Source organism: Vibrio sp. 14N.309.X.WAT.E.F5 (assembly GCF_030397615.1).
GTDB classification, from domain to species: Bacteria; Pseudomonadota; Gammaproteobacteria; order Enterobacterales; family Vibrionaceae; genus Vibrio; species Vibrio lentus.
In genome coordinates this window covers 398158-413947 of sequence record NZ_JAPNXR010000001.1, presented here as the reverse complement: position 1 = coordinate 413947, position 15790 = coordinate 398158, and the positions used below count along the sequence as shown (strand labels likewise).

Here is a 15790-nt window from a genome sequence, read left to right as displayed (position 1 = left end):
AACGTTAGAGCGGTTTTGATGTACGAATCTAGTTAACTTGGAACTTAATGGTTCGGGCGATTTAACTGAAGTAAGTCCCATTTGTTACCGTAGAGATCTTGGAACACAACCACAGTCCCATATTCTTCTACTCGCGGCTCTTCGTTGAATACAACGCCATTGGCTCTCATCAACTCATAGTCACGCCAAAAGTCATTGGTCTGTAGAAAAAGAAAAACACGGCCACCGGTTTGGTTACCCACTGACTGTTTCTGTTCTTCATTACTCGCTTGAGCCAGTAATAGGTTAGTTCCGTTTGAATTCGGAGGAGATACCTGTACCCAACGTTTCCCACCACCTAGATTGGTGTCTTCGATCAAAGTGAATTGAAGCTTCTTGGTATAGAACTCGATCGCGTCATCATAGTTATCCACGACTAGCGCGATATTTCCGATTTGCTGTTGGATTGGTTCAGACATCTGTATTTCTCGATTTTGACAAAAATAGGATTCTACACACTATGGCTATATTTACGAATCTATTGCCCCATAATTTACGAATCCATTGCCCCATAAAAAAGCCCACGTTATCGCTCGACAACATGGGCTATTTCTATAATTCAAATGCTAAGCAATTAGAAGTTGTACGAAGCACCCAGTGTTACTGTGCTGAACGCAACATCGCGACTCGCTAATCTATTACCGCGATTATCGAAGAACTCAACATTTACCGCATCCGCTTGCGAGATCAGACGTAACGTCAGGTTCTCAACTGGTGTGTATTCAACACCAACACCGAAGTGAAAACCGGCACCAGAATCATCATCAATATAGCTCGAACCCTTTGAGTTAAGGTCAACGTAGCTCAGACCCGCTGTTACGAACGGACGAATTGAATTATCGAAGGTGTAACCTACGTTTGCTGCAACAGAAAAAGACGTAGGTGAAAGCACCTTAGTGCCAAGCGCTTCGTAGTCAGCATAATCCGTGTAACCAAGCTCGATGCCTACGATACGGTTAAACTGGTAACCACCGTAAAGGCTGTATCCCATGCTTTCTGCGTCTAAATTGCCACCGCCATCCGTGTCTGAATCTTGATATACGCCAAGGCCAGCACCAATGTATGGACCGCCTTCAATACCAGCAGCAAAAGTAGGAAGTGAAACCAAGCCGACTAGGCCCAATAGAAATGTTGATTTAAGCATGAAAATACCCTTTTTAATTTGTCCTGTAGTAGCGTTGGCCAACCGGAAATCGTTATCCGACACCATTCCAAATGTTGCGCTACCGTTTAAAATATAATAAATAAGCAACTCCCAATGAATAATAAAACACCGTTCATTTGCGGAGTGAATGGGAAGTTATCACAACATTTTACGTTCATCAAATGAACAATTGACGACATTCAATAAGTCTTAATTATGAGACTCGGTATTTTAAGCAAGTATAAAATGGATAAATCAGTGGCGGAAAAACCGTAAGCCTCATGATGACAACCAACCTAACCCGTTAATTTAAAATATCTTATTTTTCGCTATTTCAACTCTCTATATATCGAATTTCCTTTCGTTAACCTAGCTCCTGATATTAAAAAACTCACACTATCGTCAAATAGAGTGAGTTTATTTTTTATCTAATTTTATTTAGATCGCCATTCTATTAAAATATATTTCAAGTTATGACTATATGTTACTAACGAGCTTCTGCTAGGCTTGCCAAGTAATTGTTCGTTAAATAGAAGCCACTAAACTTCTCGATAAAATCCTCAGGAACGGTTTTGTCGGTCAATCCAGATTCAATCAGCGCCGCTTGCCACTTCTGTACTTTCGGGAAGCCTTCGAGCATATCAAAGCCTGACCCTTCTTTAATTACTGACGCGCGGTGCAACAGTGGTAACCAAGCGATGTCGACATTAGAGATATAATCCCCTTTAAAGAATTCTGTATTGCCTAACTTGTTTTCGGCTTTTAGGAAGGCTTTTTGAAGGTTCGCTAAACGTGTTTCAAAAGTCTCTTTGTCTTTACTTCCCATTGTGCCGCATTGTGGCATGTAATGTTTACTCGCCTGATAAGACCAAGCACGGTCTAATGCTTTCTGCTCAGCAGTTACTTCTTCAATAGGTGAATATTTATCATCTAGGTATTCGACAATCGCGTCAGATTCAAATAACACAGTATCGTTTTCTGTTACTAACACTGGCACTTGACCGTTTGGTGAAATATCTAAGAACCACTGTGGCTTGTCATTAAGTTCAATATATTCAATTTCAAACGGCACATTCTTCATTACGAGAGAACCCATAACACGTTGAACAAATGGGCAATTTTTAAAGCTAATCAATTTAATCATTTTCGACTCCGAATTAGGTTATTAATTTCTGTTTACACCCTTAAGACGAACGCCAGATTCAAAAGACGAAAATTAATTCGTTATTTGTGGAAATAATTAATTACTGAAGTAACTAAAGGTAGTTACTTTAGGTAGTAAGTTTGAATACCTAAATACGGGTGGCTAAACGATCAGAGATAGCGCAATTGATGCGATGATCACTCCGACGACAAACTCCAACACCTTCCAGGCTCGTGGATTCTTAAACAATGGCGCCAAGAATCGTGCCCCATAACCAAGCGAAAAGAAGAACACAAACGAAGCCGACACAGCCCCTGCGCCAAACAACATTTGACTAGGTTGATATTGCGTTGAAATGGAACCCAATAGGACAACTGTATCCAAATAAACATGTGGGTTTAACCAAGTGAACGCCAAACACATAGCAATCGCTTTAGTTAACGAGTCTTTGGTTTCGACACTTGCTTCTAAAGCGTGATTTTCAGTGAATGCCGACCGAAAACTTAAGAAAGAGTACACACCCAAAAAGACAGCCCCACCATAACGAGCAAATTGTTCTATTTGTGGAAACTGTTTAACGAGCGCACCAAAGCCCGTTACACCGAAACTGATCAACAGCGCATCGGAAATAGCACACACGGCACAAACCGCCAGAACGTGTTGATTCTTAAGGCCTTGCTTTAAGACAAATGCATTTTGAGAACCAATCGCAAGAATCAGCGAAAGCCCGAGGGAAAAACCAGCAAAGTAAGTCGACATGAGAAAAGGTCTTTAAAAGTAGTAACGACGATAGTTAGCCACAATATGCCCATTTATCATGTTATTAACAAGTGAACCTATTGTCTATCAGAGACACGTTAGGTATGTATTCGGCCAATTGAGTAACCAGTTTCGAATAGTTCAGAGACTCACCACCGCTTCTTTTTATACTCATAGTCCCTGCCCCCAAAAATCGCTAACTAACAAACTAATCAATTGATTTTAAACATCTTTAATTTCAATGTATATTTTATAAATATTGATTTTATTAATAGAATTTAGCTCAAACTTTGAGAATTAAAAATCGATCACAGTGAGATCTTCCTACCATTTCATTGTTCAGATGAATGATACAAGTCTGATTGCATATTACCTTTTGATTGCGTTTTGAGCGGGCATTTCCCTCTCACAAAACTGACTTACTGCGTATTTTTTACACTTCTTTCGAAAGAGTCAGCTCTAGTCGCACAACTATTTAGTCGCACAATGATAAGGATGCACCACAGATGAATCACGGACAAAGACTTACCACTATAGCCCTCGCTATTATGGCTTCGGCTCACGTATCAGCAACAACTCTGAATGAGAGTAGTCCAGAGCCACAACCCGCCAACTCTCCTTTTATTCAAGATGTAAAAGGGACAATTGTTGAGGATTACTCACGAGAAACCATTCAACCTTCATTTTTCTCGATGAGAATGATGAGCAACGCTGATGAACAGCGCGGTGATTGGTTTAATTTAACGGCAAGCTACACAAGAATTCAGGGTGTGGGTTCTGATGTGGTATACGACTACTTGATGCCCCCTCTTCAACCACAACCAGTCATCGTTGCCGTTCTTGATTCAGGTGTCGACGTTGAACACGAAGACCTCAAAAACAAACTTTGGACCAATGAAGACGAGATCCCAAACAACGGGATTGACGATGATGGCAATGGTTACATTGACGATGTCCACGGCTGGAACTTTTTGGGTAACTCGTTAGGCATTAACGTTGACCAAGACACGTTAGAAGTCACTAGAGAATACAAAAAGTACCTTGAGTTAAAAGAGAACGGACATTGGATTCCGCGTAAGAAACGTAAGTACTATCAAGGTGTTGAATCCGATTACTTGTCGTCTCTAAAAGATGACCAAGATGCGTTGAATCGCGTAACGACAGCAACTGACCAAGCCAATGAATACAAAGAAGAGATTCTTAAATTCGTCGATCAAAAAGACTTTTCTACTAACGGTCTGAAAACACTGTTAGATAGTGAGAATGCTAGCGTCGTTACAGCAGCTGAAGGGCTTTTGAGTGTGTTTGATTCATGGTACTCCTTTGAATACCTGGAATCTCGTCGTAGCCGCTATCAAGACTCTCTAGATTTTCACCTTAACCTAGACCTCGATACGCGTGGCGACATTGTTTGGGATGACATTTCTAACCCTTGGGAAAAAGGCTACGGCAACAACGATGTAAAAGGCCCTGTCGGTTCGCACGGTACACACGTTGCTGGAATCATCGCTGCAGAACGGAACAACTCAGTGGGTATTGATGGTGTGGCAGATCATGCTCAGATTATGGCGGTACGTATGGTGCCAAATGGCGATGAGCGAGACAAAGACATTGCTAACGCAGTGCGCTACGCCGTCGATAATGGTGCTAAGGTCATTAACATGAGCTTCGGCAAAAGCTACTCGCCACGTAAGTACATCGTCGACCACGCGTTCCGCTATGCAGCGCGTAAAGGCGTGTTGATCGTTCACTCTGCGGGAAACAGCCGTAACGATAACGACATCAAACCAAGCTTTCCAAACCGCTACGCGAAGCACTACCGTTCAAAGCCTATTTCAACATGGTTAGATGTGGGCGCATCAGCAAAATATGCCGACGAAACGTTAGTGGCAAGCTTCAGTAACTTCGGTCAGAAATCAGTTGATGTGTTTGCACCTGGGTACCGCATTTTATCAACCACTCCGGGAAACACGTACGGTTCGAAAAGTGGCACAAGTATGGCTGCACCTGTTGTTTCCGGTGTCGCGGCATTGGTTTGGTCTCGCTACCCTGATCTATCCGTCAAAGAGCTCAAAGCAATGTTGATGGGTGAATCGAAAATCTACCCAGAGCTGTTAGTTAAAAAGCCTTCTAGCCCTGAAGATTTGGTTCCGTTCAACACACTTTCTATCTCAGGAAGTGTTGTGGATGCTGAAGCAATTTTCGCGGAGCTAGAAACTCGCTAACGTTTTCAATTTATCCATTGATTCATAACGAAAAAAGGTTGCTCAGAGCAACCTTTTTGTTTTTCACAACAGCAAAATAGAAGTACAAGTCGTCGAGATACCCCCCCCCTCGTCATTCCCTACAGTGAGGAACGAACGTGATAGGGAATCTCTTATTGCGATGTAGGGACTTCTAACGCAATTCGATACTCATAAACTGGCTGTAAGGATCTAACTCATAATCGGCAAACGGTTCACAATAACCAAAGCCAAACTTCTCATATAAGTTACGGGCAGGTTTGAAGTACTCTTCAGAGCCCGTTTCTAAGCTGATTTGTCGATATTGACGAGCGCTTGCAGTATCCAAGACATGCTGTAAAAGTTGACTAGCCACACCTAAGTTTCGAGCAAACTGAGACGTCCTCATTGACTTAAGCTCCGCGTGTTGAGTATCAAGCTCTTTGATGGCAACACATCCTAGTAATTGACTGTCTTTCCAAGCGCTGAAAAACGTTATCTCTGGCGACTTGAGTCCATCAAGATCAAGGGCATGTACGCTCTCAGGCGGAGACGTGGCATACATATCGGCAAGATGTTCTTCTAATAACACGATAACTTCGCCGCCGGACAAATCGTCTATTTTAATGTCTATGACTTCCTGTGTTCCCATGACCACTGTGCTTTCCTTATCACTTCGTTTGATTGGGTAAAATTACTGATTAATAAAAAAGTTATAAATGCCAAACTGATTGATACTTAGATAGCATACTTTGCTGGTCTAGTCTCGTCGCAAAAGTGTTCCATTGCACTCTTGCGATCAAAGCGCCTAAGGAACAACACGTAGTTCAGTTCAGTTCAGTTCAGTTCAGTTCAGTGAAAAAGTAGCAGGAACATATGAGTATTCAACTAGATTTAACCACCACAATGCCCTGTCAGAATTTCGATTCAACACAAGGCCATATGACGCTACAAGATCACCGAGTCGTTGATGTTGACAATAACATCGCCAAAATTTTTGGCTACACCACTCGAGAAGAACTGCTGGACAATATCGACTTTGTCTACGCTTTGGTACCTAACGGACACCAAAGCCTCGCAAAGAAGAGATACCTTGAAGCCATCAAATGCAAACTTAATAAAGGAAAAGTCTACACGGATATCCCGGTCAATGGCCGTAACATATCCGTTTTCTGCCTTTCACATGTTATCGAACTGAATAACCGACCCGCCTTACAAGTTACGCTCATTGATATCACACAAGTGGTCGAAGGCGAACGCAAGCGTAACGAGACTGACCGGATGTATCGGGAACTGCTCTGTACATCAAAACAGGGCATTTTAATTCATCGCAATTTCAAACCTTTAATGGTCAACCAAGCTTGGGTTGAACAACAAGGCGCAACATCGATCGAACATGTGTTATCTATGGAGTCGGTTATTTCAATCGTTCCTGAAGAACAACGCCAATCGGCAATAAAACGTTGCCATAATATCCTTAACGGCAATCCACCTAGCTTTAGTTCTGTCGTCATCAATCAGTGCTTTGATGGGACAAAAAAGTACTTTAATCTCTATGACAACGTGATTAACTGGGAAGGTGAAGACGCAATTCAGGTCGTGCTTGAAGAAGTAACCGATAAAGTAGAGCTAGAGAGAGAACTGCTTTACCGTGCGATGCATGACGATCTAACCGATGTCTTTAATCGCCGCGCAATTTATGATTGGTTAAATAAGCCAGCTCATCGCAACATGGAAATGTCTTGTTTATTGCTTGATATTGATGACTTCAAGTTAATTAACGATAAATTTGGGCACACCGTTGGTGATACTGTAATTAAACAACTAGCAAACACCATCAAAACACATGTCGCGGCCTTGAAAGGTGTGATTGGTCGTTGGGGTGGAGAAGAGTTCATTGTATTTATCCCGAATGCCAAACCCACACAAACCCAAGTTATTGGAGAGAGAATTTGCCACGACTTCAGTCAACACACATTCTATGGGTTTAACCGCAGACAGTTTACATCGAGCGTCAGTATAGGCATTACCAACCATTGTATTTGCCATTCGACGAGTTCGATTAACACCTTAATTCGCGTAACGGACGATGCCCTTTATAACGCCAAAACTAACGGTAAGAATCGAGTGTCAGTTAATAGAGATGCGGTGTGCGTTGAAGCATTAGGATAACAGAATACCCCATGACGATTTTAAAGATTATAAATCCTAAAAGCGCGTAAACAGCAGAACGCTTTGACAACGAAAAGTCTGTATAAAAACCCATAGGTCATTGAATATTTAGTTGTGATTTCAACATTTCAGTATATGATGCGCCACCCCAATTTTTTCAGCTTATGCTGCAGGCAAACATGTCCGCCAACGCACTCTATACCGACCTATCTGGTTACTATGATTTAATGTGTGTCGATATTGACTACCAAGCGCAGAGTGACTGCGTTCGTAGGCTACATCAGATTTTTGGAAATAAAGGAAAAACTCACCTAGACCTTGGATGTGGTACAGGGCCACATGTTCGTCATTTTATTGATTACGGCTATCAAAGTAATGGCCTTGATCTGAATAAACCGATGCTCGATATTGCTCAAGTTCGTTGCCCTGAAGCCAACTTCTCAGTGCAAAACATGAGTAACTTTGAAGTCTCTGAGCCACTCGACTTGATCACCTGTTTCTTGTATTCAATCCATTACAACGATGGTCTAGAGAAACTAAAAGAGTGCATTGCAAGCGTGCACCGAGCCTTGAAACCCGAAGGTGTGTTCTGCTTCAACGTGGTCGACAAAGAGAAAATCAGTAATGACTTGTTTGTTCGACACACAGCCAACCAAGAACAAGATGATTTCACCTTTCGCTCAGGTTGGTATTACTCCGGAGAAGGTAGCAAGCAAGCGTTGAAACTCAGCATTGAAAAGACAACTGCGGGTGAAACGCAAATTTGGAATGATGAACACCCTATGGTCGCGTTCTCGTTTAAAGAGTTGATTGAAATACTGAAGCCTTACTTCGAGGTTCATATCTTTGAACACGATTACGATAAGTTACTTCCATGGGATAACTTGTCAGGCAATGCTTTGATCACTTGTGTAAAAAGCTAACACTTTTCTACACCTATGCTCAATCTAGTTACGAGCGCCCAAATCAAAAGAACCCACACTCGCCAATCTCTTTATAGAGTATCTAGCCTGTGTGGGATCTTTGTTTATTGCTTATCAATTTAACGAGTGAAATCACTCATACCAGATTAGAAATCTGCAGTCATACCAACGTAGTAAGTACGTGGCTCTTCTACATACCCCATGTTCTCAAGTTCTTGAGATACTGCTTCATCAGTCAAGTTAGTAATGCCTGCGCGTACTCTAACTGAATCATTAATGTTATATACGCCGCCAATGTTCAGTGTCGTGTAAGCATCTTGAGTCAAATCAGTTTCGATATTACGTTCACCTCGGTAGCGAGCGCTGATGAACGTGTTTAGATCGTAAGTTGGACTCCAGTTCAGCTTTACTAAACCTGAATGCTTGTAACGCTCAAGCAGTTCTTCACCGGTTGATTTGTCTTCTGTGTCTAAGAACGTGTAGTTACCAGACACGCCCCACTCATCGGTAATTTGGAATTGACCAGTCAGTTCAGCACCTTGAACCACAGCCTCTGAAACATTGGTATAAGTACGTTTTCCTTTCACATAGCCAGTTGAGCTAGAGCTATCCGCACACCCTTTACCCGATTCAAATATGCCGCCGTTCTCGCAGTATGTATCGTCACGGTCAATAAGATCGTTAATTTCATTACGGAACAAAGCACCTTCGACATTCCAACGAGGTTGGCTGTATATAGCCGCAATCTCATAGTTCCAACTAGTTTCAGGCTTAAGGTCTTCGTTACCATATAAATCACAAGCACCCTTACAGCTATTCACTTGATAGTCTGCTTGGTTTTGCGTCAAAGTCGGCGCTTTGAACGCCTTGCCTACACCACCTTTGATGATGAGGTCATTGGTCGTTTGATGAACTAGATACACACGAGGACTGAACTCTTCACCGTACAATTCATGCTTATCTAAACGACCACCGACTGTTGCCGTTAGCTGCTCAGTCATCAACCATTGGTCTTGAACAAACAATGCACCTTGGTAAGCTTCTGATGTTCCATTAACGAGGTTTTCTTTGTTGGTTAATTCACTTAACTGGTAGTCCATACCAAATGTTACGGTGTGACTCTCGCCAAGATAAGTCGTTGCAGACGCTTCTACGATTTGAGTTAACTCTTCAACATCGCTGCTGTAGTTAGTATCAGAGTCAGCAGCATCATTATCAGTCACGTTCTCACGAGAATAACGTACTTGCGTATCACCCCAACTCCAAAAGCCACTGTGCGTAATCGCTTGGCTGTTACGTACAACCTTACTATCAACAGGGTTTGCACCTGTAGCGTATTCAGCCAAACCGTCACGTTCGTCGTCGCTGTAACCAAAATCAAAGTCGATCGTTTGGTTGTCTGTCGCATTCCAAGTCAGGCTTGCGAGTAAGCTTAGTGTGTCACGTTCTTCTAAAGCGGTAACATCTGAGCGATCGTAACCGGAGCTGTGTGTACCAGAGTATGGTTGCCACGCATTGCGACTAGTTTGGTTCACAGAAACGCGTGCAAACAATTCATCTTCAATTAGAGCACCAGAGGTTGTGAAGCCCATCGAGTACTCTTCACCACCATCACCATCTAACGGTGAAGACGTGTCCATGCTTAGTGTCGAACTCCAATCATTTTCTGGAGCTTTAGTGATGATATTGATTGTGCCACCCATGCCATCTGAACCGTACAGTGCAGACATTGGGCCACGGATGATTTCAACACGCTCGATTGAATCAGCAGGGATGGTAGAAAGGTCGAAATCGTTACCACGGATGATGGCACTTGCTGAGCTTAAACGACGGCCATTGACCATGATAAGCGTGTAATCAGAATCCATACCACGAATAGAGATCATTTGACGGCCAGCACGAGTGCTATCGAAGTCAGACTCAACACTCGTTGATTCAGCAACTATGTCTGCCAAGGTAATACCCGGGCTGTCTTCGATATCTTGAGCGGTGATAACCGACATTGAAGCTGGTGCTTGTTTTAGTGCCATCTCAGTACGAGTTGCCGTAACCACCATTTGTTCATCGGTAGCTTGTGCTTCTTCTTGCGCTAACACGTTAGCCGAAAGTGACGTACAAATAACAGCGACTGCGATCGAAAGGGGTTTACGAACCAAAAGAGGTTTGCGAATCAAAAGAGAGCTCTCAGACATGATATTTATTCTTATATGTGATTGGTAATGATAATGGTTTGCATTAAACAACCTAGTACCATTCTTATCAACGAAAGTTTCATACCAAAAATTGATTCTCGTTATTCACCTTTCAAATAACAAAACAAAGATATATTCATTTCAATGGCATTATTGCAATGACATTCACCACCTAGATAGATCAGGTGTATATCTCTTTAAATAGATTGCGAACCCATCGACACATAGGATCATTATGGAATCGCTTGTGCCAGTAGAGATACACATCTTCTGACGGACTTCTGATGGCTTTAGGTACGCGTTTACAAATTAAATCTCTTTGCTTAGCGGCTTGTGTGGCAAACGGTGTCGGTAAGTGAAATATGATGTCAGTCGTCTCAGCGATATCCGCAGCAATATTAAAATTGGACAGCTGAATCGGAATCGATAGTTGGCGCTGCTTATCAATCAAGCCTAAATCTTTAAAGCGATTTTCAATGGAGAGTTTTTTGTCACCTTGTAGAGAAATCTGACCTAATTGGCTATTAAGTAAATCATCGACTGTGATCTCTTTGTCTGCCAGCGGATGGTCTTTGCTCATCAACAGGCGGTAATCGCGGCTGATCACGAACATTCGATACAGATTTTGCTCAGAGCTTAACGGCTCATGCGTTGACAACACGAAGTGCGCATCGCCAGACAGCAAAGGTTCGAAGTGACGTTTGGGGATGGAGTCGATATCGACCACCATGTTCGGTGCTTGTTTGCGAATTTGTGCCACAACTTTTGGCAACAAGTGTGAAACCTGAGGAACCAAGCCAAAAAAACGAACGGTATTGTCACTAGTCTGAGGTTCAAATACGTCTCCGTGAACCAGCTTTTCTAAGCGCGTAAGTACAGAATTAAGATCTTGTTTAATCGCTTCCGCTTTTGGCGTCAATTCATAACCATAAGCCGCTCTCACCAACAAATCATCGTTAAATACAGTGCGCAGTTTTTGCAGCGAACGACTCACCGTTGGCTGACTCATATCGAGTGCCAATGCCGTGTTGGACACATGCTTTTCTTCTAAAAGGTGCTTAAGGATGACTAGGAGGTTAAGGTCGACTTGCGCTAGATTCATTATTTAGATATTCACAAAATTGAAAATTCACTGTGCGCATAGTGCATCTATCAATCTATTAATACAATTGATAATCACTCTTATTTTGATCTAGAGCAAGGCGTATACTCAAGCTTGAGATTACAAAACGGTTTTAATGAAGCCAAACCTACATCGTCATGAATTGCAGGCACAAAAAAGAGAGGCATATAGCCTCTCTTATATCGTTTACTTTGTCTCTCTAGCGTCTACCGCTAAATCTAGCTGCCTTACAACTTTGTCCAAGCATCTTGCCAGTATTGGCTTTCTGCTGGAGCGTAAGATGCGCTTGCACACCAAGCCGTGTATGGCCAAGGTTTACATTCGTATAAACCATTATCACTGCCCACTACAATGTCACCGGCTGCGTAGTTTGTGCCCGCTTCATAAGGAGGGTAATCACCTGGAGGTGGTGTAGTACCGCCACCGTCTTTCACAGAGAACGAATTATTCACCATGACCATTTCACCATCCGATGCAGTACCAACCACTTCAAGTGAGTATTGGCCTTCAGTTACGTCATTCAAAACGATGGTGATTGTTTGGCTATCGACGAGGTTTACTTTAGTCTGTTCAACTAAAGTACCAGCACTATTTAGCACCATTGCAGTCACATCCATTGCTTCGTTTGACGTTAGTGTCAGATCCAAGCGGACATCACCGTTATCAGGTGCGTATTCGGACTGAAGACCCGAAACTTCAAGTTCAGGATCTGTGCCCGGATCAGGGTTACCACCGCAAGAAGAATCTGAAACCTGTTTCCAAACGCCCCACTCACCTGTTGTTCCTGGCTCTTCGCCACGAGTGTACCAGCCGGCTGCCCACGTTGAACCGTCATGTGAAACTTGGTCGCCTTCAACATAAACCGTGTCGGCATCCCATGCAGCAGCACAGTTAGAACCGTCAGTCACAGACACTTTACGTTCAGCAGTGACGGTTTGATGCGCACTGTCTGTCACACTATATACAAGCGAGTAGTTGCCCATTTCATTCACATCGACACTGCCAGTGTGTGTAATAGAACTCGTTAGGTCACCATCTTCTGCATCATTCGCCGTCACACCTGCCATTGGGTCGAATGCAGAACCAAGTATTACTGTCGTATCAGATACGCCATCGAATACTGGTTTTTGGCTATAAACTTCTACCGTTCTTGCTTTGGTGGTTTCGTTGTTGTCACTGTCTTTCACACGGTAAGTCAGAACGTAAGTGCCAATAACTGCTGTTTCAACATATCCTTCAACATCAATTGAAGACGTTAAATCGCCGTCTTCTTTGTCTGTTGCAGTTACGCCTTCCATTGGGTCAAATGCGCTGCCATGAAGAACACGCGCATTTTCAACGCCTTTCAGCACTGGCTCACCTTCAACCGGTGGCGGTGTCACTTGCCCATGAACAAATGGGCCGTAATCTTTGATGAACTGTTCGTTGTATTGTTGGCCGTTCTTATCGGTGCCCATGTCCCAGTTGATAGACCACGTCATCACACCGCGCAGAGGTTGGCCTTGAGTCGTTAAGGTCTCGAACGCGTCGTATAGATCTTGAGGATCTTGCACGAAGCCCGTCGCTGCAGCATCAATGCTTGAAGGGATACCAAACACTAGCTTGTCGTGTGGGATCTTGTGGAAGCCACGAGTACCGTTGATTAGAGAATCAGAAATGTAGTAGATGAACTCTTCTTTCAATTCATCATCGTTTTGAGCAATCCAACCAATATCATCAACCCAGATACCATCGCCACCTTGGTTGTAGAACTGAGGGTTAATCCAGTCGTAGTAACCTTCTAGATTGTCGATGTATGGTACATATTTACCACCTGACGTTAAATATGGAAATTCAGGCGCCATCGTGATGAGGAAGTTTTTGCCTTCAGCACGGTAATGGTCTTTCACCAGTTTTAACGCATCAGGAATAACAGTTTGGTTGTTGGCTGCGGTTACCGCGGCTTGCTCCAGATCGATATCCAGACCATCGAATCCGTAACGCTCAGTCAGACGAATAATCTCATCAGCAAAGGCTCTTTCATCACCGGTTTCTAGTTCTACGTGTGCATCTGCACCACCCAGAGCTAACAGGACAGAACGACCTTGCTTGTTGAGTTCTGAGATTTGGTCAATAAATTGTTGCTCTGACAGCCCAATGGTTGGGTCCAGTTTAAAAGTTGGGATTCGACCATCAGCAACATCGTACACTTTCATGAATGACACATTCACGATGTTGTACATTGGGTTCACTTCGTCCAATGTTACGCAAGGCGCATTGCCACCTTGGTAACCACCACCATCACACCAGTTGTGCCAATAACCGACTACGACACCAGAATCTGGATTCGTCATATCTGAACCATTCGCATAAACAGCGCCAGACATTGCGGCCATTCCGACAGATACCGCTAATTGCAGAGCTTTACGTTTCAACATCAATTCCATTTCCTTACTCAACAGCTGTGCCCATCACAACCGAATCAATTCATTTTAGCCATGAATATTTATAGACAAGTAATGGAATTTATAAGAAAAGATGACCTTTGATTTAACTTGTGATTTTAAGTCACAGATTGAATATAAGAATCAATATGATTTTGACTTTTCATTCAAATTAAAATGCTAAAACATTGATTTATTGGTCTGAATTATTGGTGAGGCAAATGAATCTATAATCTTAATTCACTCGGGTAATTAAGGTGAATATGTAAAAATAGCAAAGTGGACACCCTGGGCTGAGAATAAGAGTAAAAGGTCTAGAAACCCTCGGATTCACTGGCCTAACGGAGATTTATCATTGCGAGTGACGTCACGAAAATTGATTAGGTCTATTAACTGTACGTATGCTAGATGCGCACACGAACAACCAAAGATGTAGGTGACAATTATTGTATTTTCAGTTGCCAGATCGAGAGTTAACTATCGATACATTTGCCTAAGGGTGAATAATAATCCTCAATTGACGCAATAAAATTCATCTTATTTTCTTCAGTGAGTTGATTGATGCCCGCTGCTGCTTTTCTTCCACCACCCGTTTCAAAACTAGAGCAAATTTCGTCTGCACCCGTTCTATTTGATAACGGTGCTCTCAAACTCACAGTATAAGATTCACCATCTTGGTTTTTAGTTAACACCGCTTGCGCTCGGCCTGGGTCTTGATTAACGATTTCATTGCCAAAGACACCACTAATACGCCTTGCCCAAGTCTCACTTGGCAATTCAAACACACGCGCGACTTCACTCTCATATATGGGTATTAAGTTTGATAAGTGTTGGTTGTCACTTTGATAAGCAGTACGAAGACGATAAAAAACTGAATCTTTGTCATCTAAGAGAGCGAACGGATTCGGATATTGATAGAGAGCTTGGTAAAGCTTGATTGGCGTGAAGTGCAAGTCACTCAGTGACGAGCCGTAGCCGTTGTAATTGACTAAAGTCCCCAACTCTTCCAAAAACTCAGTTTGAGATCGGTCAAAGCCATTTTCGACTGCTAACCGTGTGGCTACCGCTTTTAAATTATCACCAAAGGCAGCAGCAATGGCCCACGCAACATACTCACCCTTTAACTTCTGATTCACCAACAAACTGGTGCAACATTCAGGCGCCGTATTAACCAACGTCTTAAGAAACTTAGACTGCGGTATATCGCCTGTGCGATGGTGGTCGCAATAGAACACTTCAACGTTAGCCTCAAGTAACGAGTGTAAAGCCGGAAGGTTCTTCTCCATAGATACATCTAGGACCGTAACAGACGAAACATCCGCTTGATCGCCCTGCTCCGCCAATTTAGAGACCACTTGAGAAACCAACTTGATATCACGCTTTACACCAGTGATCAGTACAGTTTCTTTTGGCTCATTTAGGCGCAGTTGCAGCAAAGCGATAATGCCATCTGCATCTCCATTGAATACGTCGTAGTGCATGTTGTTCCTTTTACTGTGAGATTCAGCCTCCCATTGCAAGTAAGCTAAAGCAGGCTCTATCGTAAGTTCGTTACTATGCTTTATAGCCTGTCAAAATTTTAGCTTTATTTCACAGATACTTAAGTCTATTTTGGAATTCCTTATTCTCATTCGGTTAAAAAGACATAA

12 protein-coding genes are annotated in these 15790 nt (G+C 42.8%); 3 read left to right on the top strand and 9 right to left on the bottom strand.

Annotation, left to right across the window (positions count from 1 at the left end; all coding sequences use genetic code 11):
- Window positions 1–44: 44 nt before the first annotated feature.
- The 4 genes from OW495_RS01890 to OW495_RS01875 all read right to left on the bottom strand — a co-directional run bounded on the left by OW495_RS01890 (window position 45) and on the right by OW495_RS01875 (window position 3086).
- Complete coding sequence (locus OW495_RS01890) at window positions 45–458, bottom strand: VOC family protein (protein WP_076671812.1); 414 nt, start codon at window positions 456–458, stop codon at window positions 45–47.
- A 155-nt stretch (window positions 459–613) separates the two neighbouring features.
- Window positions 614–1183, bottom strand: a complete 570-nt coding sequence (locus OW495_RS01885; RefSeq protein ID WP_102514601.1) for a porin family protein — start codon at window positions 1181–1183, stop codon at window positions 614–616.
- A gap of 487 nt (window positions 1184–1670) precedes the next feature.
- On the bottom strand, window positions 1671–2327 hold the full coding sequence (locus tag OW495_RS01880; RefSeq protein ID WP_065112484.1) for a glutathione S-transferase family protein: 657 nt from the start codon (window positions 2325–2327) through the stop codon (window positions 1671–1673).
- 162 nt (window positions 2328–2489) lie between these two features.
- Complete coding sequence (locus tag OW495_RS01875) at window positions 2490–3086, bottom strand: LysE/ArgO family amino acid transporter (protein WP_289884623.1); 597 nt, start codon at window positions 3084–3086, stop codon at window positions 2490–2492.
- A gap of 506 nt (window positions 3087–3592) precedes the next feature.
- Here OW495_RS01875 and OW495_RS01870 point away from each other — a divergent pair.
- Window positions 3593–5311 (top strand): S8 family peptidase, encoded by a 1719-nt coding sequence (locus OW495_RS01870; RefSeq protein ID WP_102327541.1) that lies wholly within the window; start codon window positions 3593–3595, stop codon window positions 5309–5311.
- Between the two features lie 172 nt (window positions 5312–5483).
- On the opposite strand, the gene OW495_RS01865 is transcribed toward OW495_RS01870, so the two are convergent.
- Window positions 5484–5960, bottom strand: coding sequence for a GNAT family N-acetyltransferase (locus OW495_RS01865; RefSeq protein ID WP_229634965.1), 477 nt, complete (start codon window positions 5958–5960; stop codon window positions 5484–5486).
- A 224-nt stretch (window positions 5961–6184) separates the two neighbouring features.
- On the opposite strand from OW495_RS01865, the gene OW495_RS01860 reads away from it, so the two are divergent.
- Window positions 6185–7480, top strand: a complete 1296-nt coding sequence (locus OW495_RS01860; protein ID WP_102327542.1) for a diguanylate cyclase — start codon at window positions 6185–6187, stop codon at window positions 7478–7480.
- A 179-nt stretch (window positions 7481–7659) separates the two neighbouring features.
- Window positions 7660–8403 (top strand): class I SAM-dependent methyltransferase, encoded by a 744-nt coding sequence (locus OW495_RS01855; RefSeq protein WP_017110687.1) that lies wholly within the window; start codon window positions 7660–7662, stop codon window positions 8401–8403.
- A gap of 146 nt (window positions 8404–8549) precedes the next feature.
- Here the strand turns inward: OW495_RS01855 and OW495_RS01850 are convergent, their stop codons facing one another.
- From OW495_RS01850 to OW495_RS01835, 4 genes are all read right to left on the bottom strand, one after another.
- Window positions 8550–10595, bottom strand: coding sequence for a TonB-dependent receptor (locus OW495_RS01850; protein WP_102327543.1), 2046 nt, complete (start codon window positions 10593–10595; stop codon window positions 8550–8552).
- 181 nt (window positions 10596–10776) lie between these two features.
- On the bottom strand, window positions 10777–11697 hold the full coding sequence (locus OW495_RS01845; RefSeq protein ID WP_102327544.1) for a LysR family transcriptional regulator: 921 nt from the start codon (window positions 11695–11697) through the stop codon (window positions 10777–10779).
- A gap of 248 nt (window positions 11698–11945) precedes the next feature.
- Window positions 11946–14135: an immunoglobulin-like domain-containing protein gene (locus OW495_RS01840; protein ID WP_102514190.1), complete on the bottom strand. Its 2190-nt coding sequence runs from the start codon at window positions 14133–14135 to the stop codon at window positions 11946–11948.
- 479 nt (window positions 14136–14614) lie between these two features.
- The gene (locus tag OW495_RS01835) at window positions 14615–15622 is read right to left on the bottom strand and encodes an acetyltransferase (protein ID WP_102514189.1); all 1008 of its coding nucleotides are present in this window, start codon (window positions 15620–15622) and stop codon (window positions 14615–14617) included.
- Window positions 15623–15790 lie beyond the last annotated feature (168 nt).